Genomic DNA, 19,724 nt, shown 5'->3' with positions numbered 1-19,724 from the left:
GTGTTCAAGCTGCCCCTCGAGCACGATCGTAACGATCTCCATCTCCTGATGTCCGTGCGCGCCGAATCCGGTCGACGGCTGCACCACGTCCTCGTTGAACACCCGCAAGGGACCGAACCGGATATTGTCCGGGTCGAAGTAGTCCCCTACCGAAAAGCTGACCTTGTTCTTTAACCACCCGTAATCCGACGCATGTCTAGACTCGGAAGGCACTACGCGAATCATGCGACATCTCCTCCTCGTTTGAATCGTACCCCTGGCACTCTACTTCTCTAGCGGCATCCCTCCCTCTCATTATCTCGCTAATGAGATTCTCAAATTCGAGATATTTGGCCGAACAAAAGGCATCTCGCGCGAGAGATGCCGACCCTGCCGCAGCTTACGATAACGCGTCCCTGGCATGACGGCCCAGCTTCTTCAGCCCTTCGGCCAAAGCGCTCATCTCTTCCGTCGTCAAGGCTTCCATCGCCTTCCGGATATCCGCGCCATGCTGCGGGAAGAAATCGTCCATAAATCGTCTGCCCCGTGCTGTCAAGTCCGCATACGTAATTCTACGGTCTTCGCGGGACTGAATTCGGACCGCCAACTCTTTCTTCTCCAGCTTGTCGAGCACGTAAGTAATGCTGCCGCTGGCGATTAGAATCTTCTCCCCGATATGCTGCAGAGGCATGGAGCCCTTGTGATACAGCAGCTCCAAGACCGCAAACTCCGTCGGATTCAATCCCGACTTCGAGATGCTTCTTTCCGCGTGCGCCTCGACGGCTCGGTAAGCCCTGTAAAGGATAACCAGAAGACGCAACGCTTCCTCTTCTTCCGTTCGCATATCGAACCCCGCCTAATTATCTCGAATTCGAGATAATAATACGTTACCAAACTTTGCTTGTCAACCATAAGTTCTCGGCGGTCCATGATGCAAAGGAAGAGCAGGCCCGAAAGACCTGCCCTTCCCTGCGTCGTTACTGACCCGAAGTATCGATTTTCCCGACGCCCGCGTTCGCGATCACGTCCGCCTTTACCTCTTCCACCGGGTCGAGCGTGTAGCCGTACGGCGGCGTGTAATCGACGGTCGACGTCGTGGGCATGCTGCCCGTGCTGTTAATAAACTGATTGTTGACGACATGCCAGTAGCCGAGCTCCGAGCTGTACCAAGAGCCGATCGGGTCCTTGGCGTTCTCGAACACGTTGTGCTCGATGCGAAGTTTCGCCCCCATGCGGGAGTTGATGCCCGTATCGATGATGTTGTAGTAGTAGTTATTGAAAATGTGCCCCTGCCCGAACCGGAACAGCGGCCCGCGCGAGTTGATGTTCTCGAACCGGTTATGGTGATACGTCACCTTCCGGTCGAAGTTGTCGCTGTCCGACGAGCCGACGAGCGACGTTTTCCAGCTGTCATGCAAGTAGTTGTACGAAATCGTAATATACTCCGATGTGCCTTTGGCGTCGATCAGGCCGTCGTAATAATCCTTGTCGACGTCGAGGCTGGCGTACACTTCGTTATGGTCGATCCAGATGTTGTTCGCCGGTCCTTCGATGCTGATGCCGTCCTTGTCGCCGATGTTCACATGGTGGATTTTCAGGTTGCGAATGATGATATTGCTGGCGCGCGTTATTTTAATGCCGATGCCGTTGAATTCGCCATAGGCGCCGGCACCGAGAATCGAGATGTCGTCCGCATCCTTGACGTCGATCTTGCTCAGACTGCCGGAGTTCGACGGCGTAATGACGCCTTGGACGTAAATGGTCAACGGGACGTTCGGGTCTTTGTTGTTGATCGCGTTTTGCAGGTCTACCCCGTTCGTCACCGTGACGACCGTGCCGCCCGCTCCGCCGGTCGTGCCGCCGTTCAGCGTCGCGAAGCCGACGTAGCCGGCCATATCGTCGCCGGAGCCGCCGCCGCCCGTGCCGCCGCTCTGCGGCGTCGCGCTGACCGCCGCGGAGTTCGGACTTTCGCCGACATCGTTCGTCGCGCTGACGACGTAGTAGTACGTCGTGCCGTTCGCGAGGCTCGCGTCCGTATACGAGGTGCCCGTCACGCCGGAGGCGACTGTCGCGAACGTCCCGCCTGCGCTCGTCGAGCGCTTCACATTGTAGCTTTCCGCGCCCGTCGCCGCGCTCCAAGAGAGGCTGACCTGGGCGTCGCCGGCGGTTGCGCTCGGGCCGGTCGGCGCGCTCGGAACGGTCGGCGTCGGATCGCCGCCGCCGCCCGGGTTCGTGCCGAGCTTCCCGTGTCCGGCGCCCGCCATAACGATCGCCTTGACGTCGACGGCACTGTCCGCCGCGTATGTGTAGTAGTCGCTCGGGTTCCACGTGACGCCGGAAGACGGCCACGTCACCGCTCTCGTCCCCGGGGCGAAGTAGCTGCCGACGTCCTTCGCGTACCCGGGCTGCGACGAGGTGTCGTACATCTGGATCGGCTCGCCTTGCGTGCCCTCGAAGTAATTGGCTTCGGAGTAAATTTTTGCCTCGACGCCGACGCCCATCGCGTAGTCGCCTACATTTTCATAGAAATTGTTTAAGGTGTGCACCTGCCCGAACCGCACGCGCGGGTTCCGATTGTTCGTCTCGGCGAACCAGTTATGATGGTACGTCACCTTCAGATGGCCCCGATCCGCCGTATGGCTGTCGCTGTGGCCGACCAACGACGTCTTGTCGTGGTTCATGAATTTGTTCCAAGAGATCGTAATGTAGTCCGATTCCCGCTTCATGTCGAGCAATCCGTCGTATCCGTTCGAGAACGTGTTGTGATCGATCCAGACATGATGCGTGCCGTGCTGCATGTTGATGGAGTCGTCCCGCGCGTTCGTGAAATGCAAATTGCGAATAATGACGTTGCTGACGGTCCACAGGTCGAGTCCCCCGCCCGTAATCGTCGCATTCGAGCCGACGCCGAGAATCGTCTTGTTCGACGCGACGTTGAACATGCTCGGCGACGGATTCGTCGACGTCAAGCCCGACAGGTCGATCGTGCCTTCCACGCGGATGACGTACGGCTCCGGCCGGGCGATGTAATCGATAAAGTCTGCCGCGGTCGTCACCGTCACCTCCGCGCCGCCCGCGCCGCCGGTCGTGCCGCCCGCGATCGCGGCGAAGCCGATCAAGGCCGCATCGACGGGCGCTTCGCCGCCCGAGCTTTGCGGCGTCGCGCCGACCGCGGAGGAGTTCGGCCCCTCGCCGGCGGCGTTCGTCGCGCTGACGACGTAGTAGTACGTCGTGCCGTTCGCTAGGCCCGCGTCCGTATACGAGGTGCCCGTCACGCCGGAGGCGACCGTCGCGAACGCTCCGCTCGCGCTCGTCGAGCGCTTCACGTTGTAGCCGGTCGCATCGGCCGACGCGTTCCACGACAGGCTCACCTGCGCGTCGCCGGCGGTCGCGCTAAGGCCGGTCGGCGCAGCAGGCGGTACGGGCGTCTCCCCGCCGCCGCCGGTGACGCCGTCGTCCATAATGGACGCGTAGTCGATGTTCGCGCCGCCGCTCGAACCGATGCCGGTCAGGCGGATCGTATTGCTGCCTTCCGCGAGCGCCGCCGTCGTCGACGCCGTGCTCCACGTCGTCCACGCCCCGGTGCCCGGGAACGACAGGCTCGCCGCAACGACCGTGCCGTTGACGCGCACTTCCGCCGGCCGGTCCCCCGATGCATTGGCGTACCGGAACGTCAGCGTATAATCGGCCGCCTCGGAGGCGTGGACGACCCACTCGATGACGCCGCCCGGCGCGTTCGGATCGTAATTGACATAGCCCGAGCCGGAGAAGCCGCCATGCTCGGATTCCACGACCGCCGCCGTTAAGGACGCCTCCTCGGCTTCATATCGCTCCTCGACCGGGTTCGTCGGATCGGTCGGATCCGTCGGGTCCGTTGTGCCGCCCGCGTCCGTCACGAGTACATCGTCGTACTTCGTTACCGTCTTAAAAGCGACCAGCCCGACGCCGCCGGAGCTCAGGCTGCCGTCCGTCGCTTCGAGCTCCAAGCTGCCGTTGACGTACACCTTTAAGTTCGAGCCCGCCATCTCGAGCTTTACCGTATACCATACGCCCGTAGCGAACGTATAAGATTTCGATGCGAGCGTCGAGCTGCTCCCGCCAACCTTCTTCCGCAGCTCCAGCGTATTGCCGCCCTTAAGGGATGCGGCGTAATAATTGTTGCCGTCCTGGTATCTTCCCGCCACGTACGCGCGGTTCGAGCCGTTGAAGTTTTCGACCTTCACTTTCGCTTCCACGCTGTAGTCCGTCCAAGCGGCGCTGCCGGCGGACGTACGTCCCTCGCTCGTGCTGGACGAGTAGTAGACGTAATTTCCGTTGTCCTGCACGACGGACCAGTCGTCGTAGCTGCCGCCGCCGGTCGTCCATCCGGCCGCGTTGCCGTCGGAGAAGTCGTCGCCGAAGAGAACGGCCGCTCTCGCCGGCAAGACGGCGACAAGCGAGAACGCCAAGACGAGACAGAGCAGCGCGGCGATAGTTCTACGGGTTGCAAACCTGAGTGAGCCTAACATTAGCAATCCTCCCTATAAGTTGTGTAGAATGTCTGCGCTTTCAATTGTTTGAGCAGAACCGCAGTCTTGCGCTCACCTCCTTTCCGCGGCGATCCCCGTCTTCCCCGGCGGCGCGGAATCGGGTCCGGCGGCGCATCCGCGCGCCGCCGACCTTCGCTTCGTCCCTGCGTCATCGGAGCATATCGTGCATCGCGACGCACGCCATAACGAACGCCCCGACGCCGTGCAGGTCGTTCGTGCTCGTCGGCCGCGTGACGTAATTCTCGTAATCGCCCGCCGACGTGCCGATACAAATGAGCGGCAGCTCGAAGCGGCCTTCCCCGTCGACCCGAATCGTATCGATCAGTCCTTGATACCCCGCCTTCGCGGAGGTAATCACATCGGCCCCCGCGATACCGAGACGGACGGCTTTCGCCATGGCGTACACGAATAAGCTCGTTCCCGACGTTTCCAGCCAATTGTCCGAGAGGCCGCCCTTGTCGACGACTTGATGCCACAATCCGGTCCTAAGGTCCTGATAACGGATGAGGGCGTGTAGAACGTCCTGCAGGGACGCGGCGATCTCCTCGCGGCCCGGCTCCTCCTCCGGCAACAGCTCAAGAAATTCCGCCAATGCAAGCACATACCACCCGATCGAGCGAGCCCAAAATTCAGGGGAACAGCCGGTATCCGGATGCGCCCATGCGGCCGCGCGTTTCTCGTCCCAGGCATGATACAAGAGCCCCGACGCTTCGTCTTTCATATGAATGCGCATTAGCCGCTCTTGGTGGAGGACCAGCTTCCGCAGCTCCGGTTCGCCGTAGGCAGCCGCATATTTGAGCGCAAAGACGCCGCCCATGTACAAGCCGTCCAGCCACATCTGATACGGATATTTATCCTTGTGCCAAAAACCGCCTTCCGCCGTCCGGTGAAGCGTGTCGAACAGCCCTCGAAGCTTTCTGGCGGCGATCCGGTATTTCCCGTTCGGCGATCCGTCGTCGAGGCGGAACAAGAGCAGCCCCGGCTGTATCGCGTCGAGCTCGTCGCGGGCATAAGGGAAATTGCCGAACGGGTCGACTAAACCGTCGACATAGGCGCGAATGTACTCGTCGTATTTCGCCTCCCGCGTCCGCTCCCACAGCTGCTCCATGCCGCATAAAAACACGCCTTGGTGATAGTGCCACCGGCGCGCCGGCGGCAGCTCGACCGCCGCCGGATACTTCTCCATCAAGGCGGCGCAAGCGGCCCTCGCCCATACGAGCGGCGTCTTGGCTTCCACGGTCTTCGTCAATCCGACTTCCTCCTCATCTAAGTTCGGTAGTTGCGATCCGCGCAGCGATACGACCGTAAAACGTTGCCGTCAGCGCCGACCAGTCGGGGCCGGGTTCGTCGGTAAGCCGGTGCAGCAAGAGTCGAATCCAGACTGCTTGCGTTCCCGCGTTCATATCTCCCTCGCGCTCTCCGAGGCCGAGCCGCACCGGCTCCGGCAGCTCGGGGTACGTCTCGCCGGCCTTCACCTGCGCGACGTTCGGCGCGGGCGGGGAATGGCCGCGTTCCCGCGAGAAGCCGCCGTCCGGCTGCAGCAACCCGCCGACGTTCGCCGCGGAGATGCGGACGACGTCCGAGAGCTCGGAAGCGGTCATCGCAGGCCGCAATGCATCTAACAGCTCGAGCGGGTTGCGGACGTAGCACATGTCGTCGGCTCGTTCCGTACGCAGGCAGCGGAGCACGCTCCGATACAACGCGTTCCCCCGGGGCATCGGCGAGCCGAACGCCCGGTAGAACGTCAGCAATTTAAATGCGCCGGAGAGCCGAACGTATGGCCGGCCCTCTCCCCACAGGCCCGTCGCCGGGTCTTGAATCTCCTCGAAAAAATGCAATGCGACGCGCACGAATTCGCTTCGAGCCGGCTCCGGCAACAATTTGAGATACGCTTGGGAGCCGCATAAACGGTCGCACCCCCTCCAGCCGTTCGAGAGCGGAACGGATCGCAGCCAACGCGCATACGCCTCCGGCGATTGCGTGTAGGGCGGCGCGGCCTCGGCCGGCAACGGATAAAGCGGCGCCCCGCCGAGCTTTCCCAGCGCGTTGCGGCTATACCCGAGCGCGCGAGCGACCATCACGTCGTCTTGCCGCATCGCAGGGTCCTCGTCGTAAAAATACCCGGTATCCGAATCTTGCTTGCGTTGGAAGAAGCTTACGAGCCTTCGCCGCATCGGCTCCGGCATGCCGCCGAGCAATCCGGCGCGCTCCAGAATGTTGAGCGCTTGCGCGGTCGACTCGATGTCGGGCGTCTTCGCGAGCCGCGGCGAGCTCGCAGCGTAGAAGAACCCCCCGCTGGCCGGATCGTACCGGTCGGCCAGCCACGGGAAGAAGCGACCGAAGCAGTCGCTTAATCCGGACAATACGCCGTGCAGCTCTCCCTTGCTCTTCAAAATCGGCCCCCTCCCTTCACCCCTTCACCGAGCCGAGCAGCGCGCCTTTGGCGAAGTGCTTCTGCAAGAACGGATAGACGAGCAAAATCGGCAGCGTCGCGACGACGATGACCGCCATCTTCACCGCTTGGTCGGGCGGCGGCACCTCGCTGTCGAGCGACGGATCGCCCTCGAAGCCGCTCGCCAGGATGACGATCTGGCGCAGGAGCACCTGAATCGGCCATTTCCCGGCGTCGTTGATATAAAGAATCGCGGGCAAATACGTGTTCCAATACGTCACCGCGTAGAACAGCGAGATCGTGGCGATCGCCGGCAGCGAGAGCGGCAGCACGATCCGAAACAAGATGCCGAAGTCGTTGCATCCGTCGATCTTCGCCGACTCCTCCAACCCTTCGGGAATGTTTTGGAAGAAATTTTTCAGAATGATCAGGTTGAACGCGTTGATCGCGAGAGGCACGACGAGCGCCGCGTATGTGTCGATCAGCCCGACCTCGCGAACGACGAGGAAGGTCGGGATCAGTCCGCCGTTGAACAACATCGTAAACACCACTAGAAACATCAGGACGCGTCGCCCGTCTAAATCCCGTCGCGCGAGCGCATAGCCGAGCAGCGACGTCAGCAGCATGCTGAACGCCGTCCCGAGCGTCGCGACGCCGACGGACGTCGCCATGGCGACGAAAATTTTGCTCGTGGAGAAGATGTACCGATACGCGTCCAAGCTGAACACGGTCGGGATCAAAATAAATTTCTTCATCGCCATCTCGGCCGATGTCGTGAACGAGCCTGCGATGACGTGCACGAACGGCAGCAGCGTGACGATGCCGACGACCGCGAGCAGCGTATAATTCAGGGCGTCGAATAGCCGGCTCGGAATCGTTTTATCTTGTACCATCGCTTGTTCGCCCCTCCTCTCCGATCAATAGACCCCGTCCTCGCCCATTCGCTTCGCAAGCCAGTTGGCGAGCATCACCGCGAGCAGCCCGATGAACGATTTGAAAAAGCCGATTGCCGTACTATAGCTGAACTGCCCTTGCTGCAAACCGGCGGTATATACGTACGTGTCGATGATTTCGCCGACGGTTCGGTTCATGGCGTTCAGCAGCAAGTACACGTGTTCGAAGCCGAGCTCGAGCACGTCCCCGATTTTCAATATTAACAACACGATGATGACGCTGCGGATCGACGGCAGCGTGATATGCCACACTTGGCGGAACCGGCCGGCCCCGTCCATGCGGGCCGCTTCGTACAGTCCCGGATCGATCGCCGCGATCGCGGCGAGGTAAATAATCGTGCCCCAGCCCGCCTCGCGCCAGATGACCTGGAGCAGGTACATCGGCCGAAACCATTCCGGACTCAACAAAAAGTTGATTTTATTCCCGGTCAGCAGCAACAGCAGTTCGTTGATGATGCCTCCGTCCATCGTCAGCATGACGTAGCTGATCGAGACGATAATGACCCAGGACATGAAATGCGGGATGTAAACCATCGTCTGAATCGTGCGCTTGAACAGCGAATGGCGCACCTCGTTCAGCATGAGCGCAAGCACGATCGGAATCGGGAAGAAGAACAACAGATTTAAGCCGAACAAAACGAGCGTATTCGATAAAATCATGAGGAAATCGGGCTCCGTAAACAGCCGCTCAAAGTGCTTGAGCCCGACCCACTCGCTCCCCCCGATGCCGAGGTACGGCTTGAAATCTTGGAACGATATGACGAGCCCGTACATGGGAACGTATTTAAACAATAGGAAATATGCGAGACCCGGCAGCGCCATTAGGTAAAGCAGCTTGTTTCTCCAAATCCTCTTCTTAAGCTCGCTATTGCGCTGCGGGTTCGGCGCCGTGCGGGCCGCCGTCTGCTGCATGGGCTCTCCTCCTCTCTATCGGTCCTTCCGGGAAGAAGAGACCGCCGATCAATGTCGGCAGTCTCTCCGGCGGATTACCGGTTCGCTTTGTAGGCCGCGGTATATTCGTCGATGATCTTCTGGCCGCCGCGGGACTTCCACGTCTCGACGGCCTGTTGGAAGCCGGCCGCGTCGATTTCGCCATACATGTACTGATACGTGGCGTCCGTAATGATTTTCTGCAGTTCCTGGCCGATTTCCGTGTAGGTCGCCGAATCGAGCGGCGCCGTCGGATCGTGGATGGCGTGGGGCTCGTTTTCGATAATAAACCGCTCCGCGTCGATGCGCGCCTGCAGCTCGTGGTAGCCGGCGTACATGCCGTTCGTTTCCGGCTCGCCGATGACGCTGTCCTTATAACCCTTCACGTCGCGCTGCACCATGTCGGAATCTTCGGCGACCTTCGCCATGCCGTCCACGACGGTGTAATGCGTTCCTTCGATGCCCCAGTACATCAGGTTCGCGACTTCCGGCGTCATCATCTTGTCGAAGAACGCCAGCACCTTCTTTAGCTCCGCCTCGTCCTTGATCGACGATTTCGGGAACAGCACGACGTTGTTATAGCCCGGGATCGCCCAGATGCCGAACTCCCCTCCCGGCTTCACGATGCGGTTGTGGGTCGCGACCTCCGCCTCCGGCACGTTCTTTACCAGGTTGTTATACAAGCTGTTGACGTCCTGCATCGAGCCGATGTACAGACCCGCCGTGCCGCTCTGGAACAGATTGACCTGGTCGGTCTTGCTCGTCGCCGCGAAATCCTGATTCATGTAACCGGCCTCGCGGAGACGCTTCATGTAGTCCATCGTCTCGATATATTCCGGGAACATGAATTCCGGCAGCAGCTGGCCGTCCTTCTCGCCCCAATTGTTCGGCGTGCCGAAGAACGAGGAGAGCGTCTTGAACGCGCCGTAAATCAGGTCGTTGCGATCGGCAAGCCCGATCGTGTTGTTCGCGTCGTTGCCGTCGGGATCCTGCTCGGTGAACGCCTTCGCCATCGCGAACAGGTCCTCCGTCGTCTCCGGCGCCTTCAGGCCCAGCTTGTCGGCCCAATCCTTCCGGTAAATCAGACCTTGCCGAGCGAGCGGCCTCCCGATGTAGAGGGAATACAGCTTGCCGTCGACCTTCGTGTTGTTCAGCACCGATTCCTTCATCTTGCTTAAGTTTTCGAATTCCCCGAGGTACGGCCCAATCTCCCAGAACTGATTGTCGCGGATCGCTTCTTTGAACTGAATGAACGTCGCCTGATTTTTTAAATAGGTGACGTCGGGCAGCCCGCCCGTCGCGAACGTCGCGTTCAGCTTCTCCTCGTACGTGTCCGCGGGGAAAAATTGGTACGTCAACTTCGTGTTCGTCAGCTTCTCCAGTTCGTTCTTGATCGTGTCCGGCGGCGTCTCCGCGATGTTCAGCGGCAGCATAATCGTAATTTCCGTCGGCGCCTCCGGCTTCGGTTCGGTCGCCTTAGGCTCGGACGTCGTACCGCTCGCCGCGGCGCCTTCGTTCCCGCCGTTCGCCGGCGCCGGCTCGGTCGCGCTCGGTTGCTGCGAGCAGGCGGCCAGCGCGAGGCTCGTCGCCATGGCAAAGCTCATGAATAACGGCAAAGTTTTTTTTCGTTCCATGTTTCGTGTTACCCCTCCATACGGCTCGAATTTGGTTTACGCCCTCATGATAGAAGCGCTTTCACGAGTGCGTAAACAATCACTTTCTCGGATTCGGCGCGCGGCGCGCGGCATCTGAGACGATGATTATTCGGCGGGAGAGATGATACGGGAAGCGGATAGGTGATTTGGACAAGCGAGAAATCGGCGGGGATAAAAAGGAGGAATAAGCTGAGGAGAGCAAACGGGAACCAGGCCGGAAAGCGGCGGAGCCCCCGTGGCCTGATTCCCTATTGGTTGAAATACGCTTCGCTGAATTCTTGGATGATCGCGTCGCCCCCGCTTTGCCGCCAACGCTGCACTTGCTCGCGGAACTGCGCCTCGTCGATTTGTCCAAGAATATAATGGTAGGTGGCGTCTGAAATAATGTTGTACAAAGCTGCGCCCTTCTCGTCGTACGTCGGCGATTCGAGTCGAGCGGTCGGATCGCGTACGACGAACTTCTCGTTGTCGAGGCTCAGCCGCTCCGCGATCTCCGTAAGCGGCTCCCCTTCCGCCACGCGCATCAGGTTCGGATTGTTCATGTCTGCGATCATCAATGCATGGAGCGCGTTCACTTCGGCGACCCGGGCCGCGGACAGCTCCTCCGGCAAGACGACGGCGCCGCCTTCGACGCGGTGGTGGCGGCCCTCGAAGCCATAGCGCATCAGGTTCGCCGCTTCGGCCTCCATCGTCGCGTCGAAAAATCCGAGCGCGATTCGAAGCTCTTCCTCGGTCGCGATCGCCTTCTTCGAAAATAAATAGAGGCCGTTATAATTCGGGATCGACCATACGCGGTATCCGTGTGGCCCCTCGATCCGGTTCGCCAGCGTAAATTCGGCGTTCGGGTTAATTTTCTTGGCTTCGTCGGACAGCCGCTGCACGTCCGTCATGCTGCCGATGTACACGCCCGCTTGCCCCCGAATCAATAAGTCCCGCTGCTGCTGCTTGCTGGTTACGGCGAAATCCCGATTGATCAAGCCTTCCTGATATAGCTTCTTCATGAAATTCATCGTGGCGAGGTACGGCTCGGTCTCGAACTCGGGCACGAGACGATCCCCTTCGACGCCCCAGTTGTTCGGCACGCCGAAGTAGGAGCCTAGTGTCTTGAAGGCGCCGTAGATCAGGTCGTTCCGATCGGTGAGCCCGAACGTGTCGTGCCGGCCGTTCCCGTCCGGATCGTCCGCGGTAAAGCGCCGCATCGCTTCGTAAAGTTCTTCGATCGTCCCGGGCACGGGAAGCTCCAGCGCGTCAAGCCAATCCTTCCGAAGGATCACGCCCTGCCGCGAAGACGGCCGCTCCGTGTACAGCCCGTAGATACCGCCTCCCACTGCCGCCTGCTCCAAAATATCCGCGTTCAAGTGTTTCAGATTCGGATAGTCCTTTAAGTAGGGCCCAATCTCCCAAAAGACCCCCGAACGGATCGACGTCTTTAGAAACATGTAGTCCGTGCTCTTCACGAAGGTAACTTTCTTTAATGAGTTCGTCGTCAGCGCCGTATTCATCTTATCGGTGTAAATTTCGTTAGGCACCCATTCGATCTCCAGCTGCGTCCCGGTCAAGCGTTCCAGTTCTCCGACGACATCCTCATGGGGAGGGTGGGGGAAATGCAGCGGCGCCATGACGGTCAACACCGAATCGTTCGGCTCGTTCGACGCAGGTCTCTCCGCGCGCCCGCAGGAGGCAATCAGCGTCGACGCGGCGCATAGAAGCAGCATCGATGCGACCGCCCGGCGGTATTCACGTTTGCGCGGTTGTGGTATCATGGAATTCCCTCCCATTCGCTAAGGCTAATCTGTGACGATGATTATCGCCGGGAAAGATGATTATTTGCGGCGCGAGCGACCTCTATTATGATAAGTACATAAGTCAGCGAGGTGATGCGGAATGCGACTGAGTTTTCTATCCAAGCTAATCGTCTTCGGCGTCCTGCTCGGTACGCTGCCCGTGATCTTCATCGGCGCGTTCGCCTACGTAACCTCGTCGAACGAGATCGAGCGCCGAGTGAACGAAGGAAAGATGCAGCTGCTCCATCAAACCAGTGCCAATGTAGAACAAATTTTAACGACTGTCAACCACACGCTAAATCAGGCAACGAATTCCACCGTCCTGCGCCGTTCTTTGGATTCGCCGCTTTCTGCAAGCGATTTCAAAGCCTATAACGACCTTAGCATGGAACTTCGGCACATGCAATCGTTCGATACGCGCGTGGAGGACGTCGTCTTGATTAACACCCGGCATAACTGGATGATTAAAAATTCGGGCTTGTACCGTTTCGACGACTACGAGCATGCCGATGCGCTGGAAGCGCTGCTGCAGGCCGGCGAGGACACGGTCTGGACGTTGACGCCGACGGCGTGGTTTTACAGCGAGGAGAGCGCGAATCATATCGCGTGTCCGTACACGATCTCCTTGGTTAAGCGGCTGCCCGCGGCCAGCCTCGAAAAATTTGCGCTCGCGATCGCCAACATCCCGACATGCGCGTTAAGCGAATTGCTCGCGCACGGCCAAGAAGCCGGCGCCGCCTTAATGATTCTGGACGAACGGCGCCGCGTGCTGCTCCATACGAATCCGGACCGGATCGGGCTGCCCGTCGAGGAGACAGGCCTCCTCGACCTGGAGCGGATGGAGCGCGCGACCGCGCCGTTCGCGGCGACGATCGGCTCTGAGCGCTATTCCGTCGGTTTGCATCGCTCGGATTTTAACGGCTGGACGTACGTGTCGGCCGTATCCGTCGACGATCTGATGCAGGAATCCCGGAAAATCGGCTTGTACACGGTGTACATATGCCTCTCGATGCTTGCGCTGTCGGCGCTGCTCGCCTGGTTCGGCTCCCGCCGTATGTACTCCCCCATCCGCGCGCTGCTCGGCCAGATGAAGGATCGGCTTCCCGTGGACGCGGGACCGGCGCCCGGCAACGAATTTCAGGCGATCGGGGAACAGCTGCAGCGGCTGTTTCAATCGAACTCGAGGCTCGAGAAGGAGCTCGGGCTGCATCTCCAGCAGGCCCGAACGTTCGCGCTGATGAAGGCGTTCCAAGGCCAGCTGAAGCCGAACGACATCGAGGGGAAGCTCGACGCTTCCGGCTTCGGCTCGCAGCTCCGCCGCTGGCGCTCCATGGCGGTCGTTACGCTGCAGATCGACGCGCTCGATCCGGCCCGCTTCGGGCGCAACGACTTGGAGCTGGTGCTCTTCGCCGTACAGAATATCGCGGAGGAATTGATCGACGCGGATGCAAGGCTGCAGCCGATCGTCATCGACCATACGCTCGTGACGCTGATCGGAAGCGAGGAAGCCGATCTCGAACGCTTCGCCGCGCAAGCGTACGAATGGACCGAGAAGCTGCAGCGCAGCATCCGCCACTATTTGTCCCTTCAGGTGAGCGCGGGCATCTCTCTCCCGTTCCAGGGGGTCGATCGGTTGACCGCCGCCTACCGGGAAGGGCTGGAGGCGCTGAAGCACCGCCTGAAGCTCGGCGAAGGCGTCATTATTCCATATGAAAACTTGAACGCGGGCAAGCATTTCCTGCTGCTGAATTACCCGAATCAGTCCGAAAACGATCTCTTCGACGCGATCAAGCTCGCCGACGCCCCCAAAGCGCGCGAGCTGCTGAAGCAGCTGCTCCACACGATTCTCGCAGCCGAGCTGGCGCCGCAGGATTACCAAATCCCGCTCGCGCGGCTGCTGAACAATCTGGTGATCGCCGCGCAGGAATCCGGCATCGGCCTCAGCCAGCTGCATTCGTCCAACGAGTCGCTTTACGAAGAGCTGTTCCGGCTCCAGATCGCCGGCGACGTAGAGGAATGGTTTTGGCGCAAGTTGGCCGAGCCGATGATCCGCATCTTCCGCGACCGGCAGAACGAGCAGTATCACAACGTGTCCGAGAAAATCATCGACTTGATCCAACGTCGATACGACACCGACCTGACGCTGGAGGAGTGCGCCGAGCTGCTGCATTACAACGCGAATTATTTAAGCGGCGTGTTTCGCAAGGAAACCAACTGCTCCTTCACCGAGTATTTGACGATGTACCGCTTTAAGATGGCGAAACGGTGGCTGGCGGAAACCGATATGCCGATCAAGGACGTATCCGCCCGGCTCCGCTATAACAATCCGCAAAATTTCATCCGTTCGTTCCGCAAGCAGGAAGGAATGACGCCGGGCCAATACCGCAGCGCCTACGCGAAGCGCCCCCTCCCGGAGGCGGACCGAGGGTAACGCCGGACGGAACGGCGTCGTCGCGCCGTCGCTAGGCACCAACCCTGCCCTTCCCACATACGCTGTGTCGACTACGACATTGAGGTGTTGGCATGGCTATAGGCATGGGCATATACGAGGAACCCCTGATTCGGCTGGTGCGGGCGCATTTGCCGCCGGGCGCCGAGCTCGTCTACGGCGAAGGCGGCGCCGCTTCGCGCCCGTTCGCGCGCGAGGCCGACTTGGACGGCGACGGGCTGCCGGAGATCGCCGCCGCGTATCGGCTGGGGCAAGAGCTGTTTATCGTCGTCTTGAAAAGATATGTATCGGGTTGGCGCGTCGTCGGCGGCGCGAGGGGGACAGGGTACGACATCGATACGTTCGTCGTCGCACCGGTCGTCGCCCGTTATCCCGGCAATCTGGTCGTCGGCTGGCGCCTCGGCGCCGCTTGGTCGAAGCTGTCCGTCTACGCCTGGACGCCGAACGGACTGATCGACCTTGCGCCGGCCGATCTGGCATACAGCCGCCTAGAGATCGGCGACTTCCCCGGTTCGCCCGCGAACGCAGGCCGCGCGGAGCTCGCGTTGTGGCGGCACGATACGGGCGAGGCGTACCGGATCGAGGTCGTGCGTTGGGAACGGAACCGGTTTCTTCCCGCAACGGATGTCTACCCGTATTACTTCGCTAGAATCGCGGCGTATTATGCGGAGCTGACGGCTCGTCGCCCGAACGTTCGAGCGTACTGGTATTACCTCGCCGACGCCGAGGAGAAAGCCGGGCGGTTCGAGGAGGCGCTGCGCGCGGTCGACCGCGCGCTCGCGCTCCCCGCACCGTATCCGCCTACAGAGGCGCTGCTTGCGCTTCGCCGCCGCGTCGCCGCCGCCGGATCGGCGGACGCCGCCGCGCCGGGCGCGGCGGTACGCGGCGCCTTCCGGCAGGTTCGCGCGGAACCGATGTACCCGGCTCCGTTCAAGACGGTCGGCGGCACCCGCTGGGGCTTCGTCGACGACCGCGGCGCATGGCGCATCGCGCCGACGTTCGGGCACGCGTTCGACTTCTCGGACGGTCTCGCCGTCGTGGAGCAAGGAGGCAAATACGGCGCGATCGACGCGAGCGGCCGGCTCGTCGTGCCGGCGTCGTTCGAATGGATCGACGCGTTCGCGGACGGGCGGGCGATCGCATACGACCGGGAGGGCGCACGCGTCATCGACGCGACCGGCCGCGTCCTGACCCCGAAAGCGTACCAGTATATCTCCGCCTATCGCGAGGGGCGCGCGCTCTTCTCCGAGCTGCAAGGGGACGCCTCCTTGTACGGCTACTTGGACCGAGACGGGAACGAGGCGATCCCGGCCGCTTTCTTGGAGGCAGGCGACTTCGCGAACGGCAAGGCGATCGTCAAGACGGCGGAAAACCGATTCGCGCTGATCGATGCCGACGGAACGCGCCTGGCGGCATACGAATACGCGTATGTCGGCGCCCCCGGCGACGGGCTGTTGCCGTTCCGCGAAGCCGCGGACGGTCCGTACGGCTACCTCGACGAGGCCGGCCGCGTCGCGATCGAGCCGCGGTTCGCCGAGGCGCGGCCGTTCCGGGACGGACGCGCGGTCGTGAACGTCGCGCCGGATTACGGATATGCGTACGGGCTGATCGACCGAACGGGGAGGACCGTCGTCGAGCCGAAATACAACGAGGTGCGCCGGCTCGGCGCGGATCGGGTCGCGCTCGGGATCGCGATCGACCCCGAGCAGCCGTTCATCGGCTCGACGTACGCCGTCGCCGACGCGGGCGACGGGCGCATCTTGACCGAATTTCGATTCTACGACGTCGGCGAATATGAGGACGGCCTCGCTTCGGCGAGCGACGAGACACATACGTACTTTATCGGCCGGGACGGCGCGCCGGCCGCGGGGCTTCCTCGCTTCGACGGGAGCGGAACGTTGACGCTGCGCGGCGATATCGTGCAGGCGAACGTCGATCAGCGCCTGTTCTATTACGACCGCCGGCTCGGGGCCGTCGTCTGGTCGCCGAATCCGGCGATCGCGCTGACGCCGACGCTCGCCGTTCGGGAAGTTAAATACAAGCCGAATCGGGATTATCTCGTCTATTATCCGCAGCTCGAGGGCATGGCGGACGCAGCGGCGCAGGCGGAAGCGAATCGGCGGCTGCGCGAGCTGTCGGAGGTGAAGGACGTTCCCGCCGGACGTCTCGACTACAGCTACACCGGCGATTTCGACATCCCGTTCTTCCGCAAGTCGCTGCTCGTCTTGGAGTTGAGCGCCTATCACTACCCTTGGGGCGCGGCGCACGGCATGCCTTCGCTCGTCTACGCGCACGTCGACGTCAAAGACGGCCGGTTCTATGCGCTGAAGGACTTGTTCTTGCCCGGCAGCGACTATGTCAAGACGCTTAGCGACATCGTCGGCGAACAAATCAAGACCGATCCGCAATACGATTATGTATTCCCGGACAGCTACGAAGGGGTCAAACCCGACCAGCCGTTCTTCGTGTCGGCGGATGCGCTGCACGTATATTTCCAGCCGTACGAGATTGGTCCCTACGCCGCCGGCTTTCCGACGTTCCGCATCCCATTCGACCGGCTCGAGCCCATCCTCGACAAGAATGGCGCGTTTTGGCGAGCGTTCCATTAATCCTAGCGAAGCCCCGCGATACGCTCGCGGGGCTTTATTGCATACGCAGGGTGGCATAAATCAAAAGCTAGCGAATAAAATAGTTTCAAAGAGAGAAAGAGAGAGCGGGTGCTAGAGGTGGTTGCTTTCAAGCTTTGGCCGAAAAAGGAACCTTCGGGCGGCGCCGGCGCGGACGACGCCTTGGCGACCGTAAGGGTTCGCGCGCCTTGGGATTGCTTTGACCGCGCGGAAGTGTTCCTCGAGGATCTCGCGCATCGGACGAATCAGGAATTGGAAGGCGTTACGATTACGTTCCTAGTAAAACTCCTTTTCGATAACTTTCTGCACGAGGTTCGGACCGGGGGACATCAGCTGCTAGAGAAGATGTCCGCCATGCGCAAGGAATACGGCAAACTCCTTGAGGAAGCGGAGGGGGAGGAGGCGAAGGGCAGAGGCGCGGCGACCGGCGGGGCAGGGGGATTCGATTGGGCGCTGTCCCGCAAACGCCGCGGCGGCGAAGGCGGATGCCGGGTGCTGCTCGTCAAGCTGCCCCGCGCCGACGCGAGACGGGTCGAGGTGTTTTTCTCGGACTTGGAATGGCGGCATCGGCGCGACCTCGGCATGACGCTGGACGAGCTGCTGTCATTGTTGTTCGTCGAATTCATCGGAGCGGTTCGCAGCGGCAGCATCACCGGGGAGCTGCTCGAGGACATTACCGACAGCGTGCGAAGGCGATGGGCGTCTGTCCGTACGTAGGGCGAGAAGGAAGGGGACCCAACGTAATCCTCATAGGGTCTCCCGTGCGTTCATCCCTGGCGGAGTCGTTAAGTTTCGATACGGCGCAGCAGTAATACCCAATCCTGAAATACCGGCAGCCGTCCCGTGCTCCAATTGCCGTTCTCGTCAGCCTCCGCTTGCCCCCAGTCCGTGCGCGCCCCGGTCACCGGATCGATCAACGTCGCCCGGTAGACCGTCCCCCGCTCCAGCTCCCGCAGCTCCACGCCGCTGAATGCTTTCCCGTTCGGGAGGAACGCGAGCCGGAAGCGGCCCGGCACTCCCGCCATATACGCCTTATTTAGGAAGTCGACCTGTTCCGCGGCGGGCTCCAGCCACTCCGGATGGGGCTCCATATCCCACCACTCCAGCTCGGAGAGGATGCGTCGAATGCGTCCGACTTGCGCGGAGCCCGGCAGTTCGGCCGCTTCCCTCCACGTCGTGTGGCCCCAGGCGATGCCGGTAGGGGAAGCGCCGTACGGCCGGTCTTCCGGGTTTACCTGCCACAAGCCGTTGGCTCCGTACGTGTGCCCGCACGCGCCGTTCAGCACGCACGACCACGCCGTATACCGCTGGACGTCGGCTTGCGAAGAGGCGCCGATGCCTTCGTAGTTGACCTCGCTGTTGATGACCGGCAGGCGCGGCTCCTTCGCGCAAGACTCGGCGACCATCCGGACGGAACGTTCCAACGATAGGAAGCCTCCGTGACCGGTCTGCAGCATCTCGAGATCCAACATCGACGCGTCCTCCACGCAATGACGGCCGTATTCCACCGGATGAATCGTGACGAGCCGACCGAACGGATCCCGCTCCTTCACGTACGCGGCGATCGAGGACCATACCGGACGCATCTCGTCCTCGTACGCCTTCCACTTCGTCCGATCGCCGAACGTCTCTGTAAGGTAATACGGCATGAGCGCTTCGCCCGCGACGCACCAGGCGACAGGATAAGCGCCATACCTGGCGATCAAATACTCCCAGTGCCGCCGAATGACTTCGGCGCCCGCGAATGCCAGGTAATATCCCCAGCAACCCACGAGGCAAGGCATGAGCCCCGCGTCGGCCATCGCCGCGATCTTGCGATCCGCGGCGTCGAAGAACGCCGGGTTCAACCGCGAGAACCCCGCTTCCCAAGCGATCCCGCCTTCATTGGCCCCCCTGGAATCGAACGGAGCCATATCGGGGTATAAGCCCGCGACGACTTGGATAACGCTAAAGCCTTTCTCCCGCCGATCCCGAATGAGCCATTGGAAATCGTCCGGCCAGGTCAGCCTGTCGGTAAGCGACATCCACCACGTATCGCCGAGCCAGAAGAACGGCGTACCGTCTTCATGCTCCAGATGCCTTCGGTTGGATGCTGCGCGTGCGGCGCCGTGACGGTATAGCGGATTATCCCCTTCGTACGGCGTGATCGCGAATTTCCCCTCTCGCCCGTGCAAAGAAGCATCGGCTTTATCGGAACAGACCGTCCGGTACCGGTGCTCGCCCACCGTCGCGGAGGCATACCGGAATGCCCAGGTGTCGCCGCCTTTCCAAAACCCAGGAATCTGCATTTCTTTGCCGTCGGGATCGGTTACGATCGCATGGAATCGAACGTCGCGCCACGGGTCGTCGCGCTTATGCTCCGACGCGAACTGCCACTCCATGACTGTCCGTTGCTCGCAATATTTCATCGTCCATTCCTCTTTCCG

At 61.0% G+C, this 19,724-nt stretch carries 12 protein-coding genes and 2 pseudogenes; 3 read left to right on the top strand and 11 right to left on the bottom strand.

The window, feature by feature from the left end; translation table 11 throughout:
• The 10 genes and pseudogenes from VEZ38_RS10760 to VEZ38_RS10715 all read right to left on the bottom strand — a co-directional run.
• Window positions 1-225, bottom strand: a 225-nt coding sequence (locus tag VEZ38_RS10760) for a pirin family protein (RefSeq protein ID WP_324893358.1), incomplete at its 3' end; no start/stop codon positions are given.
• 154 nt (window positions 226-379) lie between these two features.
• Window positions 380-823, bottom strand: a complete 444-nt coding sequence (locus tag VEZ38_RS10755) for a MarR family transcriptional regulator (RefSeq protein WP_324893357.1) — start codon at window positions 821-823, stop codon at window positions 380-382.
• Window positions 824-956: 133 nt separating this feature from the next.
• Window positions 957-1,859 (bottom strand): annotated as a pseudogene (locus VEZ38_RS10750) (pectate lyase family protein); the annotation flags it as partial.
• 585 nt (window positions 1,860-2,444) lie between these two features.
• A pseudogene (locus tag VEZ38_RS10745) lies at window positions 2,445-4,487 on the bottom strand (carbohydrate-binding protein); the annotation flags it as partial.
• 169 nt (window positions 4,488-4,656) lie between these two features.
• Window positions 4,657-5,757, bottom strand: coding sequence for a glycoside hydrolase family 88/105 protein (locus tag VEZ38_RS10740; protein WP_324893356.1), 1,101 nt, complete (start codon window positions 5,755-5,757; stop codon window positions 4,657-4,659).
• A 13-nt stretch (window positions 5,758-5,770) separates the two neighbouring features.
• Window positions 5,771-6,901: a hypothetical protein gene (locus VEZ38_RS10735; RefSeq protein ID WP_324893355.1), complete on the bottom strand. Its 1,131-nt coding sequence runs from the start codon at window positions 6,899-6,901 to the stop codon at window positions 5,771-5,773.
• Window positions 6,902-6,917: 16 nt separating this feature from the next.
• A complete protein-coding gene (locus tag VEZ38_RS10730; RefSeq protein WP_324893354.1) occupies window positions 6,918-7,793 on the bottom strand; it encodes a carbohydrate ABC transporter permease in 876 nt (291 codons plus the stop codon).
• Between the two features lie 24 nt (window positions 7,794-7,817).
• A complete protein-coding gene (locus VEZ38_RS10725) occupies window positions 7,818-8,765 on the bottom strand; it encodes a sugar ABC transporter permease (RefSeq protein ID WP_324893353.1) in 948 nt (315 codons plus the stop codon).
• Between the two features lie 74 nt (window positions 8,766-8,839).
• On the bottom strand, window positions 8,840-10,417 hold the full coding sequence (locus VEZ38_RS10720) for an extracellular solute-binding protein (protein ID WP_324893352.1): 1,578 nt from the start codon (window positions 10,415-10,417) through the stop codon (window positions 8,840-8,842).
• A gap of 269 nt (window positions 10,418-10,686) precedes the next feature.
• Window positions 10,687-12,201, bottom strand: a complete 1,515-nt coding sequence (locus VEZ38_RS10715; RefSeq protein ID WP_324893351.1) for an extracellular solute-binding protein — start codon at window positions 12,199-12,201, stop codon at window positions 10,687-10,689.
• A gap of 121 nt (window positions 12,202-12,322) precedes the next feature.
• On the opposite strand from VEZ38_RS10715, the gene VEZ38_RS10710 reads away from it, so the two are divergent.
• From VEZ38_RS10710 to VEZ38_RS10700, 3 genes are all read left to right on the top strand, one after another.
• Window positions 12,323-14,653 carry an AraC family transcriptional regulator gene (locus tag VEZ38_RS10710; RefSeq protein ID WP_324893350.1) on the top strand — a complete coding sequence of 777 codons (2,331 nt, stop codon included), beginning with the start codon at window positions 12,323-12,325 and terminating at the stop codon, window positions 14,651-14,653.
• Window positions 14,654-14,745: 92 nt separating this feature from the next.
• Window positions 14,746-17,280 carry a WG repeat-containing protein gene (locus VEZ38_RS10705; RefSeq protein ID WP_324893349.1) on the top strand — a complete coding sequence of 845 codons (2,535 nt, stop codon included), beginning with the start codon at window positions 14,746-14,748 and terminating at the stop codon, window positions 17,278-17,280.
• A 108-nt stretch (window positions 17,281-17,388) separates the two neighbouring features.
• Window positions 17,389-18,015, top strand: coding sequence for a hypothetical protein (locus VEZ38_RS10700; RefSeq protein ID WP_324893348.1), 627 nt, complete (start codon window positions 17,389-17,391; stop codon window positions 18,013-18,015).
• A 68-nt stretch (window positions 18,016-18,083) separates the two neighbouring features.
• On the opposite strand, the gene VEZ38_RS10695 is transcribed toward VEZ38_RS10700, so the two are convergent.
• Window positions 18,084-19,706, bottom strand: coding sequence for a DUF4038 domain-containing protein (locus VEZ38_RS10695; protein WP_324893347.1), 1,623 nt, complete (start codon window positions 19,704-19,706; stop codon window positions 18,084-18,086).
• Between the last annotated feature and the right edge of the window lie 18 nt (window positions 19,707-19,724).

Source organism: Paenibacillus sp., assembly GCF_035645235.1.
Taxonomy (GTDB): Bacteria; Bacillota; Bacilli; order Paenibacillales; family YIM-B00363; genus Paenibacillus_AE.
Note: the sequence above shows the minus strand (reverse complement) of the source record. Positions and strands in the feature narration are given on the sequence as shown.